Origin of the sequence: Paenibacillus sp. MMS20-IR301, assembly GCF_032302195.1 — a bacterium.
Taxonomy (GTDB): domain Bacteria; phylum Bacillota; class Bacilli; order Paenibacillales; family Paenibacillaceae; genus Paenibacillus_AQ.
The window spans coordinates 3,344,178-3,369,918 of the sequence record NZ_CP135275.1 but is presented as its reverse complement, the minus strand read 5'-3'; the positions used below and the strand labels follow the sequence as shown (position 1 = coordinate 3,369,918).

Below are 25,741 nucleotides of genomic sequence, written 5' to 3'. Positions count from 1 at the left end.
GCCCCCTTTTTGCCCCTTTGCTTAATTTACGTAGTTTTCGTAAAGAGTAGGAGCATCATCTTCGATTTTTTCAGTAATATGCAGATACGTGTCCGCTGTGATCTTGACGCTCTTATGTCCAAGACGAGCGGACACGTATTTTATTGTGGCACTGGCTTCCAGTAGGTGTACGGCATGAGTATGCCGGAGGGCATGAGGTGATAATACAGGCAGCCCAACGCGTTTACATACAGCCTTGAAGTAATCTCTGACGACATTTGTTCTGAGCCACCTGCCATCGTGTTGCTAGAAGACTTAATTATCTAAGGTTCTCGTGTCCAATTGGATATCGGCACATGTTAAAGCGAGCGCTTCGCCGATCCGAATTCCTGTCCGCGCGAGCAAAGTGAATAGGGTCTCGTATTGTCGCAATTCCTTGTATTTTGAATTTTTAACCGGCCGAGCTGAAGTTAGGAACAAATCTAACTGTGTCCCGTCTAACCAACCACTTTACTCTTATCCTCTGTTTCTTTGGGTATTTTAATTTTTTGCAAAAGGTTTTCACGAATAATATTGAGTTCATGAACAGCATCACTCATTGCGCAACTCATAATACTGTGTATCCGTAGAACGGTTCTCTCACTGTAATGACCTCATAATTCGTTTATCCATTCCTGATACTCATTACGAGTAATTTCTTTGATCTTCAAATGACCTTAGCGAGGCAAAATATTTAAGCGTACATTGGTTTTTGAATATGAGAAACAGCCTTTGGCAATCCCCCAAGGTTAAGAAAAATATATTAGTATTAATCTTCTTTATTGTGTATTTCTTCTACATAGCCAATTATTCTTTACTGTTCTTCTTTACTAACTTGAACACCACTAAATTTCAGTCCAGGTTGTCTTAATATTTCCATTAGATCTTTTGGGTTGGTCTGTGTTTTGTTGAGTGGCTTGTACAATTTGTGTTATTTGCAATTACAATAAAATCATTAATAAGTTTTTTTAAATTCAACCTTGGTTAGTTTTTTTGATCAATTCATTATTTTAATAAACTTAAAATTAAAAGAATCATCAAGGGTATCGCCGATGCTTCAGTAGAAGGTCACTAACAATTATAAACTTTATATAAATTAAACGGAGCATTGAACCATTTGGTTACAATGCTCCGATATAATAACCTAGGTTATTATATGTGTTAAGTAATTAAATGCCATAGTTATGGGAAAAGTATTGTTGTTCTGAATACTTATAATCCAAGTTGAAAAATCTTTGGTGCCGTTGCTTCGGATGAGGGGAGGTGAGAAATTAGTATTTATAGGTCCAAGCTCAACGTAACCACCGGAAATCGGATACTCACCTGGAATGTATAGATTTACATTGGTAATTTGGTTGGGACTAATTGTTATATTATTCCATGTATATGTTCTAAATCTCTCACCGAAAGCACCTAATGTGACGGCGTTAGATTTATTGAGGTGCACATCGGCTCTATATTCTTTAGAATATGCGACATAATTTTGATAACCGATAGAATTTGGTACAGGAAAAGGGTAATTCATAATAATTTCACTCCTTTAGATATCTGCCTAGGTATTTTATGTATATTCTTGATTTGAAAGAAGCGTGCAGATCAGACTATCTATAACAAATAAAAAATAAACCTAAATTTTGAAAGTAATTTAAAAACAAAAACCAGCTAATACATGTCAAGGATTAGCTGTTTTTTTGTTATCTCTCATTAGTAGTAAGCTCAGTCAGGCCTTGTAATTATAGACTTTCGAAATTCAGGATCAACCGACATTCAATTTGCTGTTTGGTCTTTTGGGTATAAAGTAATATTTGTCGTCATCCACTTGTCCAAAGAAGAGTTTTTAAATGAGAAAAAACAACAATAAAGAAAGGAGAATTGTCTAAATATCAAAAAAAATAAAAGGAGAAATTGCACTCTTTTTACAAAAAAACTATTGGATTGTATATTTAAATATGTCGGCTATATGGCCGATTCTTTGCTTATTGGGTATTATAGTATTAATGTGGAATACAAAGCAAGAAGCCGTATTGCTCCCGGCGAATTGAGCCGAGAAGCGGTATGCTAGCAACTCCCTGGGCGTTAGTGGCATAACGTTTTTATATACCAATTTTTCTAATTTTGCAGAAGATTATATCAAATGCTGGAGTTGTAAAAAACAAGCTGTTATTTCGCTTCATTTTATAGATGAAAGCAAACTGACAATTTATTTTTTAAAGAAATTGTATTGTTTATACAGGAACTGGTTCAGAAATATCTAATTTAAATTTACTAACAAAATCCTCAAAGGATTTTTTTTGAGCTTCGTTTAGCTTATCCAGGGCTGGCTTGAATTGTTCCTCAACTTTTGTACGCTGTAATATCATATTCTTTAAATGACCCTCAGTGTTGACTAGCATTTCATTGTCTGCAGGTACATTTTTACTTTTCATTTCCGTGATTGAGGCTTTAAAGCCAATAATGATTGCATCTATTCCAAGTAGCGCATTTTTTGAGTCATCTAATAATGTAGATCTTAGACAATCAAAAAGTTTAGTGTGCTTTTCTTTAAATTGATTTGTTACTTGAAATTGTGCTTGGGAAAGTGAGCTTTTCAACTCGACCTGCGTTTCATTTTCTAACTTTTCACCTTTTTTCTTCATTTCAACTCTCACATTCACAAATTTAAACTCTGGATATTTTAACTTTATTTCTGTTTTCACCATAGAGAAAACGGGCAACCCCATACTGAATTCTTGCCTTTTCATTTTTACTTCTGGAACACCTATGATTATCTTTTGTTCCTTATTTTCGCAAACTGGAACGGAAGTAATTATATCTTTCCAAACAATATGTCCGAGTCCGTGGAATTCTGGATACCGTCCAACAACTCTGTCTTCCATCCTGCATTCAGGAACATGAAAAATAATATCCTTATTTCGCATTTCCATGGTGGGAAGATCGAAAGATATAGGTGTATCTTTAAATGTTACAGATGGAAGGTGAAAACTAATCGGTTTTTCCGTCCACGTTACTTCAATTTTAAAAAATACACCTGTATCAGTTGGATTTTCTTTAGCTATATCCTCTGCCTTTTTTTCGGTACTGATTTTTACTGAATCGGTCCTATCTTGGATTGTTTTGGGAATTGTGTCTGTAAAAGATTTGATTTCTGCTTCAAATGAAGAACAATCTGACAATTAAATCACTCCATTTCATTGTTTAGTATTTCGAAAGGTATTATGCTCTGAAAAGGTTAATAAATTTCGGTGTAAATATTGGTGTGAAGTTATATATCTGGATCCTTTAGCGGTTGTAATTATGTAGGCACACATAGATATAGGTCAGCGTCTAAGGGGTACTGAAAAGCAGCTCTTTTTTTTGTGCCGTAATGCCAATAGCACCGAACAAATGTCCAAAGATATAGTCACCCTTGGCAGCTAAAGATCCCCAATGATCGAAGTTACACCTTGAGAGTCGGAGCGCAGCATAAAATCCCACGACGATAACGACAAACCACTCAAATGTAGCTTTTCTGGAAAGCAGGAACGGAAGGTAAGTAAAAGATGAACTTTTTACTGACCAGATTAGGAGATAATATTTAAATTAGGATATTGGTTCGTAATATTTTGACAATTCATATTCAAAAGCCCCGCTGAATATAATTGAAAATAACTATTTATGAACGGAGTGGCTAAGTTGACGATTTATCTCGGAAACATTCAACCAAAATTTATAGAGATCCCAGTGGCCTATGGTAAAATTTTGGTTCTCTTTAGTGATTTTGCAACCTTTACGTTTAAAGGAACGGGACAAAATTGGGCTTATGAAGATGTTATCATTGATATTCGAGTAGCTAGACAATTTGAAAAAATCACAGCCAGTGCTTCATTATCATCAATAAGGAATGTAGGACCATCAGTTGATGCTGCTTGGGCTGTTAACAATGCTAGTGCTTTCATCTTGGATCCTGGAACAATCCGATTTAGTGCACAAGTTGCTATTAGTGATATTGACGGGTATTTGCATGGGATTTCATATCAGATTTATGCTTTGGCGTCAGGATAAGCCGAAATAAATTTAACTGATTTTCGGAGCTGCAAACGCGGCTCTCGAGGTTACTGCTACAATGGATAGATGAACATACAGATTGGATGGACAAAGTTCTAAACCGAAGAAACATTTGAGAAGAACATAATATTAAACCAAGCCCGGCTATTCATTCTGCGGGCTTGGTTTTTTTTGAGCAAATCTATAATTCAAACTCTTCCTAGTCAGGCGGCAGTGGGTTTCCGGAGCCTCCTCCAGCCAACCCGGTTCTACCACTACTAGTAATGGTTCACCGAAATCGACCAAAGTGCCCATGCGAGTTCTTTATAAAAAAAGTCTTTTTTAGATGAACTTTTTTTCCACTATACCAACACGTCCTGCAAAGATGCTGAGCCGTAACCTAGAAAGGAAGTGAATTCCAATCTAAGCCTGGTTCATCCGCGCAGAATCTTGCTAAATCTTAATTGTACAGCATTCAGGAGGAAATTGGAGGAATTAAAGCTATGAGTGCCCTTTTCTGCCTGGTTAAGCCCTTTTTATTCGGAAAAAAGCGGCAATACGATGAATTCTCCCCTTTGCCGCATTAAATTATGGGTGATAAACTGCTTAAAGTCCCTAAATTGAAAGCGCTAAAAAAGATGGCTCAGCATGTCAGCTTTACTGCGCAAAATGCGGGCATCAACGTGCTTACGGGTAAGTTATACTTCGTAAAGCTAAGATTATGCTTACGAGGCGAGCTTTACTTCGTAAAGCTTTGAGGAGGAGAGATATGGATGTTCTCAGGCAACTGCGGGGCTTTTATCGGGAGAAGCTGCATTATTTGATTCTGTCGATTGTGTGTTTGGCGGCCGCAACTGCAGTGGGGCTTATAACCCCAAATTTGTTAAGGAGACTGATTGATGACGTTATTGTACCCCTGAAGTTTACTGAGGTGCCTGTACTCGCCCTCAGTGTGCTCGCCGTAATTTTTGTTAAAGCGTGCCTGCAGTTTGCACATGGATTCTATGGCGGACGGCTGGGTAACTTTCTGGCTTACCGGCTGCGTAATGCCTGCTACGAGAAGCTGCAATTCCTGTCCTTCCGGTATTATGATACGGCGAAGACAGGCGACCTGATGTCCCGGCTGACCGGGGATCTCGAAGCCATCCGGCTGTTTATCGGCTTCGGCTTTGCTCAATTGCTGAATGTGTTTCTGATGGTGCTGTTCGGATCCATTATGATGTTTACAATCAACTGGCAGCTGACGCTGGTTACTCTGATCACTATGCCGTTTCTGGCTGTAGTAGCACTTAGATTCGAGTCCAAGATTCATCCGGCCTTTCAGGAGATGCGCCTGGCGCTAAGCTCTTTGACGACGGCTGTACAGGAGAATGTCACCGGGGTGAGAACGGTCAAATCGTTTGCCAGAGAGGCCTACGAGGTAGAGAAATTCTCACACCGTAATGAACGTTATAAAGATAACCAGATTTTTGCTGCCGAGCTCTGGAGTAAATTCTTCCCTGTCATGGAGCTTCTGGCTTCGGTCAGTGTAGCTATTCTGCTCGGTGTCGGCGGTACACTGGTTATTAACAAGGAGATGTCGCTGGGTGAACTGGTCGCATTCTTCAGCCTGATCTGGTACATTATCGGTCCGGTCTGGGGCCTCGGCTTCCATATTAATAACTACACCCAGTCCAAAGCCTCCGGTGAGCGAGTGCTTGAAGTGCTGAATCAGCAAATTGATGTGCGGGATAAAGAGAAAGCTCTTGATCTTGCGTCATCTGAAGTAAAAGGTGAAGTGGAATTCAACCATGTTACGTTCGCCTACGGAAACAAAATGCCGGCAGTCAAGGATATTCATTTCCATGCAGAGCCGGGTGCTGTAATAGGGTTCCTGGGAGGGACAGGTTCAGGTAAATCGACCATTATCCAGCTGATGATGCGGGCCTATGATGTTAACGAAGGCAGCATTAAGCTCGATGGAGTGGATATCCGTGAGTTCCAGGTCCGCAGTCTGCGGGCACAGATCTCAACCGTATTCCAGGAGACGTTCCTCTTCTCCTCATCCATCCGCAATAATATCTCCTATGGTCTGAAAAATGTCAGCATGGACGAGATTATCCGTGCCGCTGAGCTGGCAAAGGCGCATGAGTTCATCATGGAGATGCCGGAGGGCTATGATACGGTAGTTGGTGAGCGGGGCATGGGTCTCTCTGGCGGCCAGAAGCAGCGGATTGCGATTGCCCGTGCACTGCTGAAGAATCCGCGGATTCTGATTCTTGACGATGCGACCAGTGCGGTCGATATGGAGACCGAGCATGAGATTCAGGCAGGCTTCCAGGAGGTTATGCGCGGACGGACAACCTTAATCATTGCCCACCGGATTTCCTCCCTGCGCCATGCCGACCAGATTATTGTTATGAATGAAGGGAAAATGGTTCAGCAGGGCACACATCAGGAGCTGATTGAGGTTCCCGGGCCTTACCAGGATGTGTACCGGATTCAATATGCCGATTATTTGGCCAGAGACAACGAGCGAGAGGCAGGTGATCCGGCATGAGTCTTGAAACCGTGAAGCAAACCGCGAATGCGGCAGCGGAGCAGGAGGACAGCAAGGAAGAGGAGCAGACTCTGGAAGAACGTTTCGTCTATAAAGACGATGATGTCATCGACAAGGCTTTTGACTGGAAGCAGTTCACCCGTCTGTTCGGTTATATGAAGCCCTACGCCCGGCAGATGCTGCCGCTCGTCTTAGTGATGATGGTGCTGGGGACGATTACGAAGCTGACGGTTCCCTTCCTCACCAGTATGGCCATCGACAAAGCTATTGCGCCTAAGGACGGGAATCCCAGTCTGACCTTGCTCTACACTTTAACCGCAAGCGTCATTGTGCTCTATGTGATCCAGTGGATTGCCGGGGTATACCGGATCAAATATACGAATGTGATCGGCCAGCGGGTGATTTATGATCTGCGTTCAGATTTGTTCCGGCATATCCAGAAGCTCTCATTTAACTTTTTCGATAAACGTCCGGCCGGCTCAGTGCTGGTACGGGTGACGAATGACATTAACTCGCTGCAGGATCTGTTCACGAACGGGGTCGTCAATCTGATGATCGACTGTGTACAGCTGCTCGGGATTATGGTTATCCTGCTGGTGATCAACTGGAAGCTGGGGCTGGCGGTCATGATTACCGTGCCGATTATGTTCCTGGTATCCACCAAGCTGCGCCAGCGGATCCGGATTGCCTGGCAGGATGTGCGGATGAAGAACTCGCGGATCAATTCCCACCTTAATGAATCCATTCAGGGAATCCGGGTAACTCAGGCCTACACACAGGAAGAAGAGAATATGCATTATTTCGATGTCATGAATAAGGATAACCGCAAATCCTGGAACAAAGCTTCGGCCATGAACCAGGCGTTCGGCCCGATTATTGAAGTGACAGGCGGCTTCGGGACGATGATTCTTTTCTGGTTCGGAGCCTACCTGATTCAGTCCGGTGAGCTGACCGTCGGATTCCTGGTAGCCTTCAGCACCTATGTCAGCAATTTCTGGGACCCGATCAACCGGCTCGGGCAGATGTACAATCAGCTGCTGGTGGCTATGGCCTCATCGGAGCGGATCTTCGAGTATCTTGATGAACAGCCTGCGGTGCAGGATAAGCCGGGAGCCACGCCGCTGCCAACCATCCAGGGTGATATTCACTTTGATAAAGTAGTGTTTGAATATGAGAAAGGCCGCGCTGCACTGAAAGGCATTAATCTCGATGTCAAAGCAGGACAGTCGATTGCTCTTGTTGGACATACAGGCTCCGGTAAAAGCACAATCATCAACCTGATCGGCCGGTTCTACGATATCAAGAGCGGCGGGATCACGATTGACGGCCGGGATATCCGCGGGGTTACCCTGCAGAGTCTGCGTGAGCAGATCGGGATCGTACTGCAGGATACATTCATCTTCTCAGGGACAATCCGCGACAATATCCGCTTCGGGCGGCTGGATGCAACGAATGAGGAGATTGAAGAGGTCGCGAAGGCGGTGGATGCCCATGATTTCATCATGAAGCTGCCCGGCGGCTATGATACCGAGGTGGAAGAGCGCGGCAGCGCCCTGTCCATGGGACAGCGCCAGCTGCTGTCCTTCGCCCGGGCGCTGCTGGCCGATCCGCGCATTCTGATTCTCGATGAAGCTACTGCCAGCATCGACACCGAGACGGAGATCAAGATCCAGGAGGCGCTGAAGCTGCTTCTGCAGGGCCGGACCTCCTTCATCGTTGCCCACCGGCTTTCAACCATCCGTCATGCGGATAAGATTGTGGTGCTCGACCACGGAGAAATTAAGGAAGAAGGCAACCATGCCGAGCTTACCCGGCGTGATGGCATTTATAACGGTCTGATTGAAGCGCAGTTCCGCTTCTTATAGCAGACACAGAAACAGCAGCCCTCCCCGGCATGTACCAAGACTGGGGAGGGCTGCTGTTATTTACAGGCGCCGTTTACCCGCCCTGCCGTTAGCCTTAACCTCCAGCAGCTGGGCGCTGATCTCCTGCTGCCACTGGGAATCTTGCACAGCTGCAGCCAGCATCGCTTCATTATTGAGGCGGGCCATTTCCCAGCAGTATACTGTGTTAACATGCAGACAGTGCTGCTGTTCGTCTTGCTCCGCTGCGGACAGCGGCCGCTTCAGACTTAAGGTGTACAGCTCGGCAAGACGCTGATGAACTGCAAGCATGATCGTTCTCCTCCTTCAGGTAATCTGCTGTTAACAGCCTGGCCCTGCTGGGAGCGATTCAAACCTGCCTTGAGGTGAAGGCAGACGTATTATCGGGAATCCGGGATGAAAGGGAATAAATAAAAGGAGATTCACCGGACCGGTTAACGGTTCAATGAATCCCCTGTGCACATAGCCTATTCCATATAAATTTCTACAACTGCTATCTTGCGCTCACGAGACAGATCGACGAATTTGCCGTCAATCTGCACCAGCGGGCGGAACACATCCAGGGGATTGTTCATAATGATTACACCAAGGTCACCGGTACTGAGAAGCACACGCTTGCTGATGAAGTTAGGCATGAGATGATGAATGAAGGCTTGTACTGTTTTGCCGTTCAGCTTACCGAAGCTGAGGGAGTTAATCTCGCGCAGCACGGAAATAAGCTCCTGCTTGGACTGGTAGACGCGATGGGTAGTCATCGCACTGTAAATATCCGCTATGGCAGCAATCTCGGCATAAGGATGAATATCTGCTTTGGTAATTTGATGCGGATACCCGGAGCCGTCTTCACGTTCATGATGCTGCAGGGCAACCAGCGCCGTGTAGGGATCATCCATGGAATTCTTGATAATCTCGTATCCGTAAATCGTATGTAATTTGATCTCGTCGAATTCAGCAGCGGTCAGCTTGCCGGGTTTGTTCAGAATAGCCGGAGAGATCCGGCATTTGCCGATATCAATTAAATATCCGGCCCGGCCGATCTCATAACACTCAGTCTTGGAATATCCGATCCAGGAGGCGATATAATAAGAGAGCATCCCTACCTGAAGGGAGTGGTTGTAGGTATAATCATCCTCCCGGTCCAGCAGAAGCAGAAGTGAAACTACATCCTTATGTTTGTCGAGCGTAGATAATGTGGGCTGAAGAATATCGTCTACCATAGACTGGTTGAAGCTGCCCTTACTGAGCGCTTCCATATATATAGACTCAAAACCGTCGATCATGACATCGAAGCTGCTTACAGCCGACTTGATAATCGAGGTTCTGGTTGAAGGTGCGGGTTCTTCCTGCACGGCTTCAATATCTACATAATCTACTCCATGCTGTATGAGCTTGGCGATCTCAGCCATCTGGAGTCGTGATCCCTTAGGGAGTACATGCAGCCCGCGTGCGCTGAAGGTATCCATCCGCAGATGATCACCCGGTTTTAGATCCATGACGTGTACTCTCAATGAATATGCCACCTAACTATAGCGATTTTTTTCAGCATAGCAACAAAGTCGGGAATATTCAATGGTTTAGGAGTACGAAAAATAGCTTCTCCGCCGGATACCGGAGGAATCAAAGCCACCTCGGAGTTCTCGGTAATCACCGTATCATCCGGAGCGTATTCCCGGTCTACGGCAACCAGAGATACACTGATCTGCGGTGCGGCAGCCGGATACGAAGCCGCAAGCTGTTCTTTCAGTCGGCCGGCTGTCAACGGTGACTCAGGGGCATGGAAGGTCAGAGTAGAGGAGCCGATAACTTCGGCCAGACCGGCGAACAGTCGAATGGACACATGCATGATTGATTCACCTCGTAAATACTTAAAGTTTGGACAGCCTATAATGATTACAATATACCATATTGAGCCTGAAAATGTTATGCTAACTCTAGAAGATTATAAGCCTGCCGCTTACACTATAAACGGCTGTACAAGTGGGAGGGAAACGAGCTAATGAAGCCTGGGCCGCAGAGATTAACCATTCTTCACACGAATGATATACATAGCCACTTTGAAATGATGAGTCCCGTGGCGGCAGAGATTTCCGCACTAAAGGCGGCAGCCGGAGAAGAGCCGGTGCTGCTGCTGGATATCGGGGATCATATGGACCGGGCTGCTGTGGAGACCGAAGGAACGATGGGGCAGGCGAACATCGATATTATGAATCTGACCGGATACGATGCGGTGACAATCGGCAATAACGAAGGTCTGACCTTCTCGCAGGAGCAGCTTTCGACATTGTTCAGCGGCATTCACTGTCCTGTGGTCTGCTGCAATTTCCTGGAATCGTCCACCGGAGAGCCGCCGCACTGGATGAAGCGGCATGTTATCCTGGAGCGGGACGGTATCCGGATCGGACTGACCGGAGCTACGGCAGCATTCACCTCCTTTTATGCACTGCTGGGCTGGGATGCGCTTGATCCTGAGGAAGCGCTGCGTGAGCAGTGCCGTCTTCTGGCTCCGCAGGTGGATATTCTGATTATTCTGTCCCATCTGGGCCTGCCTGCGGACCAGCAGCTTGCCGGGAGGCTGGAAGGGGTGCATGCCATTCTTGGCGGGCATACCCACCATATTCTGGAGGAGCCGCAGATGATTAACGGAACGGCTGTCTGCGGCGCCGGCAAATTCGGCCTGTATATCGGCCGGCTGGTCTTTGAGCGGGAGCATGCCGGCGGGTCATTCCGGCTTGTAGCCGGCGGATGTGTGCCTGTGGACAGCACGCTGACTGATGAGCTTATTGCACCGGCGGCGGCAATTCACCTGGAACGGGGCCGGGAGGTGCTGGAGGAGACAGTTGCCATCAGCGACCGCCACCTGCCGCTGAACGTGCAGGGGGAATCACCATTTGGCAATCTGCTCGCCCAGGCTGTGCGCCGGTTCACCGGCAGCTCGTTCTCGCTGGTTAATACCGGGCAGCTGCTCGGGCCCTTGCCTGAAGGTGAGATTACATCCGGAATGCTGCATGCCCTTTGTCCCTCTCCGATTAACACCTGCATAGTTCAGCTTACCGGGCGGGATATCCGCACTGCGCTCACACAGAGTCTGACGGCAGAATTCTGCAATAAGGTAATCTATGGTTACGGGTTCCGCGGAAAAATACTGGGCAGCCTTGCTGTCGATGGATTAAAAATCTTGTACGATCCAAGGGTCATGCCTTATGATAACGGTATTGCGGTTTTTGTCGATGGAGAGCAAATGGAGGATGAGCGGGTCTACAGTGTCGGCACACTGGATATGTTTACATTCCGCACCGGGTATGAGACTATAGCAAATGGAACGGAAGCTGTCTTTCTGCTGCCTTATTTCCTGCGCGATTTGCTGCGGATGGAACTGCAGCGTCCGGGCAGCCTGGAGGAGAGTGAAGCTGTCCGCTGGGAGATGCAGGACACCTGATGCCGTATATCTTTTAGACCTTTGTACCTGCGGAGAGTAGAAACGGATTAGTTATTTCAGCTGCACCAGTTATCATTGAACAGTTCAGGAGGATTCTATGGATACAATTACTGCAATAATTCTGGCAATTGTCGAAGGGATAACCGAATTTATACCGGTTTCTTCTACAGGACACATGATTCTGACCGCGAAGCTGCTAGGCTTCGATGAGCAGGATTCCATTATGAAGACGTACGAGATTGTGATTCAGCTTGGAGCGATTCTGGCCATTGCGGTGGTGTACCGCCAGCGGATTCTCAATCTGCTGGGAATCGGCCGCAGCCGCCGCGGCGGAGGGGTAATGCCGGCCGCACGCCTTAACCTGATCCATGTGCTGCTGGGGATTGTTCCCGCGCTTGCCGTTGCTTTTTTTGCCCGTGATTTCATTAAAGGACTCTTCGGAGCCACTACCGTGCTCTGGGCGCTGGTGGCCGGCGGGATCCTGATGATCATTGCGGAATGGGTTAATAAGCGTAAGATTCGCGTAACCGCACATGAGCTTGATGATCTGTCATACGGTCAGGCGCTGGCCATCGGGCTGTATCAGATAATTTCTGTGCTCTGGCCCGGTTTCTCCCGGTCCGGTTCGACCATTTCCGGGGGGATGCTGAGCGGGGTCAGCTATAAGGCATCAGCGGATTTCTCTTTCCTGATCGCCATTCCGATTATGTGTGCGGCCTCGGGCTACGAGCTGCTGGATTCCTACCGCTATTTCACAAACGAGAATATCTGGGACTTTGCGATTGGATTTGTGATTTCGTTCGTAGTTGCGTATGTGGTTGTGGTGCTGTTCATGAAACTGATCCAAAAGATCAGACCGACCCACTTTGCTATTTACCGCTTTATCCTCGCAGCTGCTTTCTGGCTGTTTATTATGCGTTAAGCTCATCGGCTTGGCATCACCGGGTAAGGAGCCGTCTTAGCTGCAGGCACTTGCCCGGTCGCTCAAGATAACGGTATAGGCACGGCGATTAACCCAAGGACTTCGAAACAGAATAGCAATTTACCGTTAAAGGCAGGAGTGAGCCAAGGTGCGTTTAGTATCCGTGAATCGGCTTCAGGCGGGAATGAAGCTGGGTAAAAAAATTTATAACGATGAAGGACTGGTCCTGCTTGCGGACGGGGTGGAGCTTACGGATGCCCTCATCAAGCGGCTTGCCAGAATTGATATCGGCTACATCTATATAGAGGATTCCATCACGGAGGATATCATCATTCCCGGCATGCTGCAGGATGAGACACGCAATCAGGCGCTGAAGGTGATCCGAAACCAGTTCCAGCAAATGTCCGGCGCTTCAGGGATTACCAAGGGCTTTTATCATCTGGACAAGAAGTTCTCCAAAGTCATGGATTCCATTCTCGACGATATGTCCTCGCAGGAAGACCCGATGATTATGCTGCTGGACATGCACACTGCCGACAATTACCTGTATGTACATTCCCTGAATGTGTGCCTGTACACCCTTGTGCTCGGTATTGCCCATGGGTACAGCAGAGAGGAGCTGCGGGTTATCGGACTGGGCTCGCTGCTGCATGATATAGGCAAGACGCAGATTCCGGTCAAAATTGTCCAGAAACCCGGTATGCTGAGTGACGAAGAATTCCGCCACATGCAGGCACACACGGAAATCGGGTACCGCATTCTTAAGGAAGAGCCCAACATCCCGCTGCTGGCGGCTCACTGTGCGCTGCAGCACCATGAACGGATCGACGGGTCCGGCTATCCGCGCGGTCTAACCGGTCCGCAGATCCATGAGTATGCGAAGTGGCTGGGTGTGGCGGATTCCTATGACGCGATGACCTCTAACCGGATTTACAAAAAGGCCATGCTGCCCCATCAGGCGGTCGAGGCCCTTTATGTCGGCTCCGGGACGCTGTATGAACAGAAGCAGCTGGAGATTTTCAGAGACCGTGTGGCGATCTACCCTCTGGGACTTACCGTCAAGCTAAGTACGGGGGAGAGCGGAGTTGTGGTCAAGATTGATCCTAGTATCCCGCACAGACCTGTTGTACGTGTGCTTAACGGCCCTGAAGGGGAGCCGGTCACCCCTTATGAGCATGATCTCGGCAAAGCCCTTTCTGTAGTCATTGTAGACGTGAGCGACGGGGAAGAGCCTGTAGTGAAAAGTACCTGATAGATGTTGCCCGCAGCGAGGAGAGAATACAGGGATCTGCCAATCCGGCAGAGCTGTATTTTCAGCCTTGCTGTTTTTTTGAAAGAGGTCCAGGAGAAGCTGTTGTAAGCCGATTTGCGGCAGATTGCCGGAAGATGACCAGTTTTTGTGTATATCATGGTATGATATGTCGTAAGTTATTCGTTCTTTTTAATTTAATTTGGGTTAATAATAAGGAATAAGCATTAAAGGAGCATTAATCAATGAGTATATTAGAGCCATCATCATCGTCATTACCCGTTAAAGAGCTGTCGCCGGACTACGATCCCTGGGATCCGATTACCTCCCTCCGCCAGCATGGACGGCATGTGCTGACCAGTGTCGAGATGACGGTTACCAACCTATGCAATATGCGCTGTGAGCACTGCGCAGTCGGAGACAGTCTTACCATGAAAGAAGGGGAGATGCTGCCAATTGCCGCCATGCTGAATCGTCTGGAGGAAGTAGAGCATCTGCAGACGATCAGCATTACAGGCGGGGAGCCTATGTTCCGTGCCGGCACGGTAGAGAACATCATCGTGCCCCTTCTGAAATATGCCCGTGAACGGGGAATCCGCTCACAGATCAATTCCAACCTGACCATGCCGTATTCCCGCTATGAGCAGCTGCTGCCTTACCTGGATGTTATGCATATCTCCTTCAATTATGTAAATGGCGATGATTTCCATGAGGTAGGGTTCGCGAACAGCGGGCATCCGGTTGCCAAGGAAGCGGCATACCGGCTGTATGATACCATGCTGGAGAACTCCCTTCGGCTTAGCAGTGACGGAATGCTGATTTCGGCTGAATCGATGATCAACTACCGGACACATACTAAGCTGCCGGAGATTCATAAGCTGATCGGCCAGATGGGGGCAAGACGGCACGAGGTTCACCCTATGTATGCTTCCAGCTTCGCCTCGAAGCTGCCGGTGCTCTCGCTTCAGGACATGAATAAGGCGATTCACGCGCTGCTTGATACGCGTGATCCTGAGATGTGGATGCTGTTCGGTACGCTGCCGTTCTTCGCCTGCAGCTTCCTTGAGGAAGACCAGAAGCTGCTGCGCAGACTGCGCAGTGAGAAGAATGTAACGCTGCGCAATGATCCCGACGGACGAAACCGCGTGAATGTCAACATGTTCACAGGCGATGTATTCGTTACGGATTTCGCGGACATTTCCGCCTTCGGCAATATCGGCAGCAGCAGGCTGGATGATATTTTCACCGAGTGGCAGATGAAGCATCCGCTGAACCAGAAGGTGAACTGCTTCTGCGACGCCGCCGGCTGCTGCGGTCCGAATCTCCTGGTAGCCGACATGTATTATCCTGAGGTTGATTTCAAAACAAGAAAAGCGATCACTCTGTAGAAATGGGGCGTTATTATAGTGCATACGGAATTCGAAATAGGAAGTTTAGTGCTTAATCTTCTGCTCGTTCTGGTGCTCGTATTATTAAACGGGATCTTCGTTGCGGCGGAGTTCTCACTGGTGAAGGTCAGACAATCACGTCTGACCCAGCTTGTCAGCGAAGGCAACAAAATGGCCGGATATGCACTGAAGGTCAACAAGAAGCTGGATTCGTATCTGTCAGCGACCCAATTCGGGATTACGCTTGCCTCGCTCGGTCTGGGCTGGATCGGGGAGCCGGCAATTTCGGAACTGCTGGTAGAGCCGCTGATGTTCAAGCTTGGGGTTACGGATCATACGCTGATTTCTACCGTCTCCGTTGTTATCGGATTCTCGATTATTACTTTCTTACATATTGTGCTGGGCGAGCTTGCACCGAAGTCCCTGGCAATTCAAAAAACTGAAGGCTCCGCGCTGCTGCTGTCAGCGCCGCTGATGTTCTTCTATAATCTGTTCCTGCCCTTCATCTGGGTGCTGAACGCATCGGCCAATGCATTGCTGCGGCTGGTTGGTGTAGAGCCGGCCAGTGAGGCTGAGGCCGCCCACTCGGAAGAGGAAATCCGCATTCTGATGAATCAGAGCGCGAAGAGCGGGGTCATTGACAAGGACGAGATGAAGCTGATGGATAACATCTTCGAATTCTCCGATCTGCTGGCCCGTGAAGTGATGCTGCCGCGTACGGATATGGATGTGCTGTACAGCAATCTTTCGCTGGAAGAGAATATGCGGATTATTACTGAAACGAAGCATTCGCGGTATCCGGTGGCATTTGAAGACAAGGACCGGATTATCGGCTTCATCCATATTACCGATCTGCTGTTTGCGCCGCTGGAGCAGCAGAATGACCTGGCTTCGCTGGTCCGGCCGATTCTGAATGTGCCGGAATCTATGGAGATCAGCCATGCCCTGCGGCTGATGCAGAAGAACAAGGCCCAGCTGACGCTGGTCGTGGATGAATACGGCGGAACGGCGGGGCTGCTGACCGCAGAGGAGATTCTGGAAGAGATCGTCGGCGATCTGCATGACGAATTCGAGGATGAGCGTCCGAGCGTCGAGCGTAACGGTGAATATATCTCGGTTGAAGGCCGCATGCTGATTGAGGATGTCAATGATCTTACAGGTGTAATCATTGAAGATGAGGAAGTCGATTCCATCGGCGGCTGGCTGTTCAAGGAGCTGGAGGGCAATCCGTCCAAGGGCAAGAAGGTTATCGTCGGTGACGTAACCTTTGAAGTCGAGGAATCGACCCGGCTGCGGATTACCCGGATTAATATTCACCGGGAGACTCCGCCGGAGACGGAAACGGATCCTGAAGCTGCCGGAGAAGAGCAAGAATAAGATACTATCGGCGCTGCTGCATTAAGGCGGCAGCCTGTGACTAACCTCTGTCCATGAAGAGTATTGCTCTTCGCGGACAGAGGTTTTTTTGGCGTACACGTTCTGGACTCCCCCGGGAGAGTCATAAATTAATTACGAAGGCAATCAGGAACTATGAGGAGGCTGCGAATATTGAACTCCCAGGAACGTGTATGGACACCGTACAGAGGGCCGTTTGATCCTTGCCCGCCGGTGCCGTTCAAGACGTATGTTGTGCCGCCGAACCAGTTTATTACGTTTCAACCCCCGAATCTGCCGCAGTTCACTCTGCCGGAGGCTTTGAAGCACGGAACCTTATGGCCGTCGCTGTTCAGCCCCTACGAATCCAAATGCAAGGGAGGGAAGTAATTCTATGGAAGCTAATCCATGTGAACCCCGCTATTATGAGATGCTGGAGCAGCTGCAGGTCCTTGATTTTGCACTGGTTGAGCTGAATCTCTATCTGGACACCCATCCGGAGGATTTGAAGGCGATTGAGCAGTTCAACCAGCTGACTTTCGAGCGGACAAAGCTGGCCGGCCAGTTCCAGGAGCTGTATGGGCCCTTGCAGAATTTCGGCCGGGCGTACTCCAAATGCCCGTGGGAATGGAGCCAGAGCCCGTGGCCGTGGCAGGTCTAGAAGGAACAGGCGCGAGAATGAACCAAGCTTAAGGAGGGGGAAGAGGCTGAATGTGGATTTATGAGAAGAAACTGCAGTACCCGGTGCGTGTCGGAAAATGTGATGTGCGGATGGCACGTTATCTGATGGAGCAATATGGCGGCGCGGATGGGGAGCTGGCGGCAGCGCTGCGTTATATGAATCAGCGGTATAGCATTCCAGATAAAGTAATCGGTGTACTTACAGATATTTCTACTGAGGAGTTCGCACACCTCGAAATGATTGCCACCATGATTTACAAGCTGACAAAGGATGCTTCGGTGCAGGAGCTGGAGGCGGCCGGGCTGGGTCCCAACTATGCACAGCGGGATCATGCCTTATTCTATAACAATTCGGCTGGTGTACCGTTCACAGCTGCCTATATTGCGGCGAAGGGAGATCCCATAGCTGACCTGTACGAGGACATCGCTGCTGAAGAGAAGGCCAGGGCTACATACCAGTGGCTGATTGATATGACCGATGATGTCGATCTGCAGGACAGCCTGAAGTTCCTGCGCGAGCGGGAGATTATCCATGCGATCCGCTTCAAGGAATCCGTGCAGATTCTGATAGAGGAGAAGGATAAGAAGCGGGTGTTCTGAGTAGGGTGGATACATGAAGCGAATATCCAGATGGATAAAAAAAGCCCAGATGAAAAAAATCTGCGGCTCTTTTTCTGGTAACAATTTATTACAGCTTTTATCATAGTCCCAGACCGTTCATTACGTAGGAACGAACAGTATCTACAAGTAGAACGGTTCGATCTTTTTCCCCGCTCATAAACCAATAATGCGCAGCACTATAGATCGCTGAACCTGTCATAGCCGAAATGACCCTGGTATGCTGGCGGTCTGCCATACAATGAGTTTCCCCATTTAATAGTATGCGTTCAATCATTTCCTGGAGCATCTTTTTTATCTGTTCATGAACAAGCGTATCAATAGATTTTGAGTCCATTCTGCAGACCTGATAAAAATCTACAATGAAGTTGTGCGTCAGCAAGATCAGCTGGCCGCATATTTCATTCGTAAACTCCTGCGCATATAATACTTGTTCGGGAATCATCTCTTGAAAAGCCTGTTCCGTAATTTTTTCCAGCAAGGCGTATTTATCTTCATAATGGGCATAAAAGGTGGCACGGTTAATGGTAGCTCTCTGTGCTATATCTTTAATGGTAATTGCATCAAATTCTTTATGTCGCAACAAATCTCTGAATGCTTCTCTTATTAACTGCCGTGTGCGCAAAACTCTTGGATCTTCCGAGTTTGCCATATGAAAAACCTCTCTTTATAAACATCAGATATCTAAATGTGTTGTTTATGCAACTATTTGCTTATTTTGCGGATTGAAATCGTAATAGTACCGTACTATTATCATATCAGACAGGTGTTGCTTAAACAAACCATGATAGTTAGCTGAAAGGAAGGATCGTATTGAGCATCAAACAAATTAAAATTTTGATCGTTGGGGCCGGTGTGATTGGGAGTTTATACGCACTCCGATTTGCGCAGTCAGGACTGGATGTCACATTGCTGGCCCGGGGAAAGAGGCTGGATTTTCTTAAAGAGTACGGACTGCTTTACAATGATAATGGGACGATACAGCAAATCTCTATCAAGACAATAGATAAGCTAGTGAGCGACGACATCTACGATTTTATCTTTGTTCCTGTGCGCTATGATCAGGCAGAATCTGCCTTGTCTGCAATCAAGAATAATCAGAGTGAAACAATAATTACCTTGACCAACACGGTGGGATATGACCGCTGGCTTGAAATCGTGGGTGAACGGTTACTTCCAGGATTTCCGGGTGCAGGTGGTGACATCAAAGACGGTGTTCTATATGCACAATTCGGGTCCAATACTTTTTTTGGTGAAATCAATGGACAAATGACCGAAAGAGTGAAAAGGCTTGCCCAAATATTTGAAATAGCAGATTTGCCTTATAACATTCAAAAAGATATTCAAGCATTTCATGTTTCGCATGCTGCACTCGCTGCAGTCAACAAGTATTTCTATACGAAAGACGGAATGGTGGATGTAGAGACAGCAAGAAGTGAAGGCATACTAAGCAAGGTCGCCGCAGATATTAAACAAAATATTCGCCTGGTAGAGCAAGCCGGCATTCCGGTAATCCCGTCCGAAACAAAGTCAATGGGGGATTTGCCTGAACAAGATATTATATCCCAATACCGCCGGATGCTGATCGATAATTTCATCATTGATGTTAAGCTTGGAAATCAGGCAGTCAGCAGAAAAGCTGAAATTCTATTATTGGATGCGGATTTTCATGGAAAATTATCTGTCCGACATTAACATCGTCTACGATCAGATGCCATTTCGGCTTTCGGAGTTAAGACTGATAACTTCAATGCGCAGAAGAATTCGCGCACCTCGAAATGATTGCTACGATGATCTACAAGCTGACGAAGGACGCTTCGGTGGAGGAGTTGGAGGCGGCCGGACTAGGCCCGAACTATGCACAGCGTGATTATGCGCTGTTCTATAACAATTCGGCTGGAGTACCGTTCACAGCTGCCTATATTGCGGCGAAGGGAGATCCCATCGCTGACCTGTATGAAGACATCGCTGCTGAAGAGAAGGCACGGGCTACATACCAGTGCCTGATTAATATGATCGATGACGTGGATATGCAGGACAGTCTGAAATTCCTGCGTGAGCGGTAAATTATTCATGCGATCCGTTTTAAGGAATCCGTGCAGATCCTGATTGAGGAGAAGGATAAGAAGCGGGTGTTCTAAGGAGGATAGCTGACACCGGAGTGAGCAGATATGCTTGGAAAAACAGCCCCCGCCGCATGTGTGCTACACAGGCTGACGGGTTTTTTTTGCATAATAAATTATTCAATATAGCCTTTCATGGCCTGATACATATTGCCTGCATATTCGTCGATCTTATCGCGCGACATGCGCAGCCGCTCCACTGAGGTGCCATAGCCGATTTCCGGCAGTCCCTGCTCCAGTCCCTGGAAAATTCCATCCGCGAAGGCATCCAGAGGTTCACCGTGCACATGCAGTCCGGTTCCGCCGAGATCTGTATTCACAGCAGGAGGAGCAATCTCGATTACCTCCACAGAGGTGGAAGAAAGCTGCAGCCTCAGGCTCATGGTGAAGGAATGCAGCGCAGCCTTGGTCGCTGAATAGATCGGGCCGATGGCAAACGGGGTGAAAGCCAATCCAGAGGTGACATTCAGGATAGCCGCTGCTTCTTTAGCTGCGAATAATGGAGCAAACAGCATAGACAAATGCAGCGGTGCTTCCAGGTTGGTAGCAATTTCTTTGCTGAAGGACTCCCAGTTCCTCGCATCTGTCTTTAATACATTGAAGCGCTGCTGGGTTCCGGCATTGTTCACGAGCACATTGATATCCAGATAATTAGCAGTTACCCAGTCATACAGGGCAGTCCGTTCGGATTCAAGGTTCAAATCACTTACACGGGTAATCAGGCCGGGGATAGTAACTTTCGCTTCCTGCAGCACATGCTCACGCCGTCCGGTAACGATTACTGTATTTCCGAGATTTACGAACCGCTTGGCAAAAGCGAGACCAATTCCGGTGCCTCCGCCGGTAATGAGGATTGTATTTCCTGATAGCTTCATAGCTGTCCCTCTTTTCTGTTATTTTGATAAATAATTAGTGTAACGGGCAATTTTCTTGTCGATCCCCTGCAGGGATTCGGTCATAAGCGCAATTTCTGCCAGTACAGCCTGCTTGTGATTCTGAAACATTTCCAGCCGGAGCTGTGTGGTATGCTCTCCTTCAAGCATCCAGTCTACATACTGTCTGATGCTGCTTATGGGCATGTGGGTATTTTTCAGGTAAATAATAATTCTGAGAAAAGCTATACGGTCTTCTGAAAATATCCGTCTCCCCGCTTCATCACGCTCCAGCTGCGGCAGTAATCCCTTCTTCTCATAATAGCGGATCGTGGACTCTGGTATATCTAATTTTGCTGCTGCTTCGCTGATGGAATAATAGTTCACCCGGAGGCCTCCTAACCGGTTGTTATCTTGCCGACAGGAATAGGATACGACTTAAACCATGGTTTAAGTCAACTACTATATTTGGCTGCGGCTGAGTTATCCTTTTGAGATGAATTCCCATATTTGCTATAGTTAGAGAATGCGTGTGAAACCGCAAAGAGCGATTCAATAATGGGAGGAAGACGAATGACAATGGCTAAAGCGGACTTAGCTGCATTTAAGTGGCTGAATGAAGGGGAAATCCGGTTTGAAGAAGGCGCAATCATAATGGAGGCAACCGCTAAAAGTGATTTTTTCTGTAATAATGGAGCCATAGCGGAAGAAGGGCTGACCCCTGAGAATTTAACCAATGCCCCGTTCTTCTACACAGAAATCGCCGGCGATTTCGTGCTCAGGGTGAAGGTCAGCCATGACTTCCGGGATACCTACGATTCAGCTTCTATTATGGTCATGCAGGATCTGTCGGTCTGGGCCAAAGCCTGCTTTGAGCTGACCGATTTTGACACCCATGCAGTGGTCAGTGTGGTTACGAACCAGACATCTGATGATGCCAACGGCTGCAATATCGGCGGGAATGAGGTATGGCTGCAGGCTGCCAGATCCGGTAATGCCTTCGCCTTCCATTATTCGACAGATGGGGTGAGATTCGATATGATGCGCTTCTTCAGCCTGCCGGTGGAGGAGACAATCAAGGTAGGGTTGCTGGCCCAGGCTCCAACAGGCGAAGGCGGAGAGAGAATATACAGCAACTTTACACTGGAGCACCGGACGGTCAAAAATATAAGAACGGGCGAATAAGCCGGAAGGCAGGTGCAGGTGAGTTCAGCTTGCGTCCTTTGCTTTGGCCTGTCTCGGCCAGATGAAATAGGTAAGGGTGATGAGCAGATCAATACCGACCACGACCGACCATATGGACAGTATGCCGGACAGTGCTGCTGTACGGGCAGTATCGTCAATCCAGACTATAAGTCCATACAGAATTGCTGCTCCGAGCGCGAAAGAGAGCAGGTGCCTGATCCAGCCGGTAAAATAATGCCGGGCATGCTCCATACCGTACCGTTTGACCGGCTTCGTACCTTGTTTGGTGATATAATACCGGAAGCGTTCGTCTGCCCAGGCGATCATGCTTTTGCCGAATACGATTGATACTGAAATATACACAGCTGCCAGCGCATGTGCCGTCGTGGTGGTAGCGCCCTGTGCCAGATCAACTCCGGAGATGACCAGCAGAATAATGTCCAGCACCGGAGTCAGTGCGAGGAAGATCAGGCCAAGCAGGTTACGTCTGAAGACATAACGTGCTGTAAACCCGGCAAGAATAACTACCCAGAACAATACCTCGCAGGTGACAATTGCCCATGCAACCCAATTCATAATGCACCTCTCAGAAGAAGAATATGTTAATGTTAGGAAGTATACCAGCGATGTTTAAATAATACAATTGTATTATTTAAATTTACGCGAGTGCTGAACAGCCGTCTGAAGCCGGTCTGCCGCAGAAGCTGCCCGTATTCATTTGCTATATTGCCAGAGTTATGTTATAAAAAGTAGAGTATATTTTCGGATTGTTACTGTTCAATCAGGCAAAACCGCTACCTTGAGAAAGGTGTGGTTTTGCCTTTTTTTGTTATACTGCAGTAATATCCGGAACCCAAAATAAAACAGAGAGTTGGAACATATCATGCAAACAACATTCAGAATTATCGACGAAGACGGAATTCACGCGCGCCCGGCCACAGCGCTGGTTAATACAGCTACTAAATTCAAGGACACTGAAGCCTTCGCTGAAGCTAAAGGCAAGAAAGTGACGTTGAAATCGATCCTGGGTGTACTGTCCCTGGGTCTTGAAGCCGGCGACACGCTGACCCTGATCACGGAAGGCGGCCAGGAAGCTGAAGCGCTTCTCGCCCTGCAGGATGTAATGATTAAAGAAGGACTGGGCGAGCTGCATGAATAAGATTTCAGGAATCGCGGCTTCCGCAGGTATTGCTGTTGCTAAAGCGTTTATCCTGAAGCACCCGGACTATACGATTACCAAGTCTTCCATAAGTGATGTGGAGCTTGAGGTGGTGAAGCTGGAGAGTGCCCTGGAAATCTCTAAGGGCGAGCTGAAGCGGATCAAGGAGCGTACGCTGGCTGAGCTGGGGGAGAAGAAGGCGGAGATTTTCGAATCCCATCTGCTGATTCTGGAAGATCCTGAGCTGATCAGTCCGGTGCTGGACAAAATCCGTGAAGAGGCTGTCAATGCCGACTACGCTCTTCAGGAAGTGGCAACGCAGTTTATCGAAATGTTCGAGAATATGAAAAGCAGCTATCTGCAGGAACGTGCTGCCGACATGCGGGATGTGACCAAACGTGTACTGAACCATCTGCTGGGGATTTCGTATGTCAGCCCGGCTGAAATCAGCGAAGAGGTTATCGTTATTGCAGAGGATCTGACGCCTTCGGATACCGCGCAGCTGAACCGTAAATATGTTAAGGGCTTCACGACCAATATTGGCGGACGCACCTCGCATTCGGCTATTATGGCCCGTTCCCTGGAGATTCCAGCCGTAGTAGGTACCAAGAAGGTGATGTCCGAAGTGAAAGCCGGAGATCTGGTTATAGTAGACGGACTGAGCGGAGATGTGCTGGTTAACCCAAGCGAAGCTGAGGTAGCCCTCTATGTTGCCAAGCAGAAGGAGTACGATCTGCAGATTGCTGAGTGGAAAAAGCTCCGCGAAGAGCCGACGGTTTCTGCGGACGGCAAGCATGTCGAGCTGGCTGCCAATATCGGTACGCCGAATGATGTGGCCGGTGTCATTGAGAACGGCGGTGAAGGCGTTGGCCTCTACCGTACAGAGTTCCTCTATATGGGCCGTGATAAGCTGCCGTCCGAGGAAGTACAGTACAACGCCTACCGGACCGTGCTGGAGAATATGCAGGGCAAGCCGGTTGTTGTCCGGACACTGGATATCGGCGGCGACAAGGAGCTGCCTTATCTGGAGCTGCCTAAGGAGATGAATCCGTTCCTCGGCTTCCGGGCGATCCGTCTCTGCCTGGACCGTCAGGATATCTTCCGTACACAGCTGCGCGCCTTGCTGCGTGCAAGTGTTCACGGTGATCTGCGCATCATGTTCCCGATGATTGCTACGCTGGGCGAATTCCGCGCTGCACGCGGGCTGCTGCTGGAAGAGAAGGCCAAGCTGCGCGAAGAGGGCAAGGAGGTATCGGAGCAGATTCAGCTGGGCATTATGGTTGAGATTCCGTCTACTGCTGTACTGGCCGACCAGTTCGCGAAGGAAGTCGATTTCTTCAGCATCGGGACCAATGATCTGATTCAATATACAATGGCTGCGGACCGGATGAATGAGCAGGTATCGTACCTGTATCAGCCATATAACCCGGCCATTCTCCGTCTGATCAAGAATGTCATTGATGCGGCGCATGCCGAAGGCAAATGGGCCGGCATGTGCGGTGAAATGGCCGGGGATCCGGTCGCTATTCCTCTGCTGCTGGGTCTTGGCCTTGATGAATTCAGCATGAGTGCCACCTCCATTCTGCCGGCGCGCAGCCAGCTTGCCAAGCTGTCTGCTGGCGATATGAAGGAGCTGGCAGCCCAGGCGCTGCAGCTTGGAACAGCTGAGGAAGTCGCTGCCCTGGTACAGGCAATTAACTAACTCTTTAGGGTTTGTGTATTATCCGTTTTTGTCATTTTCTTATCCACTTTTCCGCATTACTGTTGCCGGCATTCAGGTTATTGAATGCCGGCTTTTTTACAAGGAAATTCATGTTTCAGATAAGAATGTCCAGAGAACTTCTTCCTGAACGGCCGAAATTCATTCTAATATATTCACCAGAAGGCCAATCTCATCTGTCAGGTTCAAATACAATCCCAAGCTGACGCTTACGGACGCCACAGCCTTTATTCGCTCAAAAAAGGTCATTGGGGCGGGCTTACGGACACGACAGCCCTTATCCGCCGCTTATCATGGGCAAACTCCACTTTTCCGGTGAAATAACGGCGCTGATGTCCGTTAAGACCTGCACTTAGACGATTTTCCAATATTTAACGTCCCTCATGTCCGTAACGCTAAGCTAGTCATTTGAACAACCGTTGCCTAGCTGGCTACTTTTCTTAACGGAGGATCCATTCAACCCATTTACCTGCACGGCAGCTCATTGTACATCTGTGAAATCATTGATTTACACTGTGGTTTGCGCATGATAGAATAATCAATAATTACAT

General features: G+C 48.0%; 25 protein-coding genes and 2 pseudogenes. 16 read left to right on the top strand and 11 right to left on the bottom strand.

Annotation, left to right across the window (positions count from 1 at the left end; translation table 11 throughout):
* Nucleotides 1–21 precede the first annotated feature (21 nt).
* The 4 genes and pseudogenes from LOS79_RS14765 to LOS79_RS14755 form a co-directional block, all read right to left on the bottom strand.
* Nucleotides 22–216 (bottom strand): annotated as a pseudogene (locus LOS79_RS14765) (tyrosine-type recombinase/integrase); the annotation flags it as partial.
* A gap of 416 nt (nucleotides 217–632) precedes the next feature.
* The gene (locus tag LOS79_RS33060; RefSeq protein WP_397386794.1) at nucleotides 633–689 is read right to left on the bottom strand and encodes a hypothetical protein; all 57 of its coding nucleotides are present in this window, start codon (nucleotides 687–689) and stop codon (nucleotides 633–635) included.
* 473 nt (nucleotides 690–1,162) lie between these two features.
* Nucleotides 1,163–1,543: a hypothetical protein gene (locus tag LOS79_RS14760; RefSeq protein WP_315421076.1), complete on the bottom strand. Its 381-nt coding sequence runs from the start codon at nucleotides 1,541–1,543 to the stop codon at nucleotides 1,163–1,165.
* Between the two features lie 700 nt (nucleotides 1,544–2,243).
* Nucleotides 2,244–3,191, bottom strand: coding sequence for a hypothetical protein (locus LOS79_RS14755; RefSeq protein WP_315421073.1), 948 nt, complete (start codon nucleotides 3,189–3,191; stop codon nucleotides 2,244–2,246).
* Between the two features lie 499 nt (nucleotides 3,192–3,690).
* On the opposite strand from LOS79_RS14755, the gene LOS79_RS14750 reads away from it, so the two are divergent.
* The 3 genes from LOS79_RS14750 to LOS79_RS14740 all read left to right on the top strand — a co-directional run bounded on the left by LOS79_RS14750 (nucleotide 3,691) and on the right by LOS79_RS14740 (nucleotide 8,445).
* Entirely contained in the window at nucleotides 3,691–4,059 is a 369-nt protein-coding gene (locus LOS79_RS14750) for a hypothetical protein (RefSeq protein ID WP_315421071.1), read from the top strand.
* A 751-nt stretch (nucleotides 4,060–4,810) separates the two neighbouring features.
* The gene (locus tag LOS79_RS14745) at nucleotides 4,811–6,580 is read left to right on the top strand and encodes an ABC transporter ATP-binding protein (RefSeq protein WP_315421069.1); all 1,770 of its coding nucleotides are present in this window, start codon (nucleotides 4,811–4,813) and stop codon (nucleotides 6,578–6,580) included.
* Nucleotides 6,577–8,445, top strand: a complete 1,869-nt coding sequence (locus tag LOS79_RS14740; RefSeq protein WP_315421068.1) for an ABC transporter ATP-binding protein — start codon at nucleotides 6,577–6,579, stop codon at nucleotides 8,443–8,445. The genes LOS79_RS14745 and LOS79_RS14740 overlap by 4 nt, the downstream gene beginning before the upstream one ends.
* A gap of 60 nt (nucleotides 8,446–8,505) precedes the next feature.
* Here the strand turns inward: LOS79_RS14740 and LOS79_RS14735 are convergent, their stop codons facing one another.
* From LOS79_RS14735 to LOS79_RS14725, 3 genes are all read right to left on the bottom strand, one after another.
* Nucleotides 8,506–8,754 (bottom strand): DUF7667 family protein, encoded by a 249-nt coding sequence (locus LOS79_RS14735; protein ID WP_315421066.1) that lies wholly within the window; start codon nucleotides 8,752–8,754, stop codon nucleotides 8,506–8,508.
* A 176-nt stretch (nucleotides 8,755–8,930) separates the two neighbouring features.
* Nucleotides 8,931–9,971, bottom strand: a complete 1,041-nt coding sequence (locus tag LOS79_RS14730; protein ID WP_315421064.1) for an HD-GYP domain-containing protein — start codon at nucleotides 9,969–9,971, stop codon at nucleotides 8,931–8,933.
* Complete coding sequence (locus LOS79_RS14725; protein ID WP_315421062.1) at nucleotides 9,968–10,306, bottom strand: MoaD/ThiS family protein; 339 nt, start codon at nucleotides 10,304–10,306, stop codon at nucleotides 9,968–9,970. The genes LOS79_RS14730 and LOS79_RS14725 overlap by 4 nt, the downstream gene beginning before the upstream one ends.
* 153 nt (nucleotides 10,307–10,459) lie before the next feature.
* On the opposite strand from LOS79_RS14725, the gene LOS79_RS14720 reads away from it, so the two are divergent.
* The 8 genes from LOS79_RS14720 (at nucleotide 10,460) to LOS79_RS14685 (ending at nucleotide 18,113) form a co-directional block, all read left to right on the top strand.
* The gene (locus tag LOS79_RS14720) at nucleotides 10,460–11,899 is read left to right on the top strand and encodes a bifunctional metallophosphatase/5'-nucleotidase (protein ID WP_315421061.1); all 1,440 of its coding nucleotides are present in this window, start codon (nucleotides 10,460–10,462) and stop codon (nucleotides 11,897–11,899) included.
* A 97-nt stretch (nucleotides 11,900–11,996) separates the two neighbouring features.
* Nucleotides 11,997–12,821: an undecaprenyl-diphosphate phosphatase gene (locus tag LOS79_RS14715; RefSeq protein WP_315421059.1), complete on the top strand. Its 825-nt coding sequence runs from the start codon at nucleotides 11,997–11,999 to the stop codon at nucleotides 12,819–12,821.
* A 148-nt stretch (nucleotides 12,822–12,969) separates the two neighbouring features.
* Nucleotides 12,970–14,073, top strand: a complete 1,104-nt coding sequence (locus LOS79_RS14710; RefSeq protein ID WP_315421057.1) for an HD-GYP domain-containing protein — start codon at nucleotides 12,970–12,972, stop codon at nucleotides 14,071–14,073.
* Nucleotides 14,074–14,315: 242 nt separating this feature from the next.
* Nucleotides 14,316–15,458: a radical SAM/CxCxxxxC motif protein YfkAB gene (gene yfkAB, locus LOS79_RS14705; protein WP_315421054.1), complete on the top strand. Its 1,143-nt coding sequence runs from the start codon at nucleotides 14,316–14,318 to the stop codon at nucleotides 15,456–15,458.
* Between the two features lie 18 nt (nucleotides 15,459–15,476).
* Nucleotides 15,477–16,835, top strand: a complete 1,359-nt coding sequence (locus LOS79_RS14700; RefSeq protein WP_397386760.1) for a hemolysin family protein — start codon at nucleotides 15,477–15,479, stop codon at nucleotides 16,833–16,835.
* A gap of 171 nt (nucleotides 16,836–17,006) precedes the next feature.
* Nucleotides 17,007–17,222, top strand: coding sequence for a spore coat associated protein CotJA (locus LOS79_RS14695; RefSeq protein ID WP_315421051.1), 216 nt, complete (start codon nucleotides 17,007–17,009; stop codon nucleotides 17,220–17,222).
* A 4-nt stretch (nucleotides 17,223–17,226) separates the two neighbouring features.
* Nucleotides 17,227–17,493 carry a spore coat protein CotJB gene (locus LOS79_RS14690; protein WP_315421048.1) on the top strand — a complete coding sequence of 89 codons (267 nt, stop codon included), beginning with the start codon at nucleotides 17,227–17,229 and terminating at the stop codon, nucleotides 17,491–17,493.
* A gap of 50 nt (nucleotides 17,494–17,543) precedes the next feature.
* Nucleotides 17,544–18,113, top strand: a complete 570-nt coding sequence (locus tag LOS79_RS14685; protein WP_315421045.1) for a manganese catalase family protein — start codon at nucleotides 17,544–17,546, stop codon at nucleotides 18,111–18,113.
* 100 nt (nucleotides 18,114–18,213) lie between these two features.
* On the opposite strand, the gene LOS79_RS14680 is transcribed toward LOS79_RS14685, so the two are convergent.
* Nucleotides 18,214–18,783, bottom strand: coding sequence for a TetR/AcrR family transcriptional regulator (locus LOS79_RS14680; protein ID WP_315421043.1), 570 nt, complete (start codon nucleotides 18,781–18,783; stop codon nucleotides 18,214–18,216).
* Nucleotides 18,784–18,944: 161 nt separating this feature from the next.
* Between LOS79_RS14680 and LOS79_RS14675 the strand changes: the two genes are divergently transcribed.
* Both LOS79_RS14675 and LOS79_RS14670 read left to right on the top strand, forming a co-directional pair.
* Nucleotides 18,945–19,826 carry a ketopantoate reductase family protein gene (locus LOS79_RS14675; RefSeq protein ID WP_315421040.1) on the top strand — a complete coding sequence of 294 codons (882 nt, stop codon included), beginning with the start codon at nucleotides 18,945–18,947 and terminating at the stop codon, nucleotides 19,824–19,826.
* 62 nt (nucleotides 19,827–19,888) lie between these two features.
* Nucleotides 19,889–20,272, top strand: a pseudogene (locus LOS79_RS14670) (manganese catalase family protein); the annotation flags it as partial.
* A gap of 98 nt (nucleotides 20,273–20,370) precedes the next feature.
* On the opposite strand, the gene LOS79_RS14665 reads toward LOS79_RS14670, so the two are convergent.
* Both LOS79_RS14665 and LOS79_RS14660 read right to left on the bottom strand, forming a co-directional pair.
* Complete coding sequence (locus tag LOS79_RS14665; RefSeq protein ID WP_315421038.1) at nucleotides 20,371–21,129, bottom strand: SDR family oxidoreductase; 759 nt, start codon at nucleotides 21,127–21,129, stop codon at nucleotides 20,371–20,373.
* An 18-nt stretch (nucleotides 21,130–21,147) separates the two neighbouring features.
* On the bottom strand, nucleotides 21,148–21,513 hold the full coding sequence (locus LOS79_RS14660; protein ID WP_315421036.1) for a MerR family transcriptional regulator: 366 nt from the start codon (nucleotides 21,511–21,513) through the stop codon (nucleotides 21,148–21,150).
* A 186-nt stretch (nucleotides 21,514–21,699) separates the two neighbouring features.
* Between LOS79_RS14660 and LOS79_RS14655 the strand changes: the two genes are divergently transcribed.
* On the top strand, nucleotides 21,700–22,311 hold the full coding sequence (locus tag LOS79_RS14655; protein ID WP_315421033.1) for a DUF1349 domain-containing protein: 612 nt from the start codon (nucleotides 21,700–21,702) through the stop codon (nucleotides 22,309–22,311).
* Nucleotides 22,312–22,335: 24 nt separating this feature from the next.
* Here the strand turns inward: LOS79_RS14655 and LOS79_RS14650 are convergent, their stop codons facing one another.
* On the bottom strand, nucleotides 22,336–22,887 hold the full coding sequence (locus tag LOS79_RS14650; RefSeq protein WP_315421030.1) for a hypothetical protein: 552 nt from the start codon (nucleotides 22,885–22,887) through the stop codon (nucleotides 22,336–22,338).
* A 307-nt stretch (nucleotides 22,888–23,194) separates the two neighbouring features.
* On the opposite strand from LOS79_RS14650, the gene LOS79_RS14645 reads away from it, so the two are divergent.
* Both LOS79_RS14645 and ptsP read left to right on the top strand, forming a co-directional pair.
* On the top strand, nucleotides 23,195–23,470 hold the full coding sequence (locus tag LOS79_RS14645; RefSeq protein ID WP_315421029.1) for an HPr family phosphocarrier protein: 276 nt from the start codon (nucleotides 23,195–23,197) through the stop codon (nucleotides 23,468–23,470).
* Nucleotides 23,463–25,172, top strand: coding sequence for a phosphoenolpyruvate--protein phosphotransferase (gene ptsP, locus LOS79_RS14640; RefSeq protein ID WP_315421026.1), 1,710 nt, complete (start codon nucleotides 23,463–23,465; stop codon nucleotides 25,170–25,172). The genes LOS79_RS14645 and ptsP overlap by 8 nt, the downstream gene beginning before the upstream one ends.
* Nucleotides 25,173–25,741: the final 569 nt, after the last annotated feature.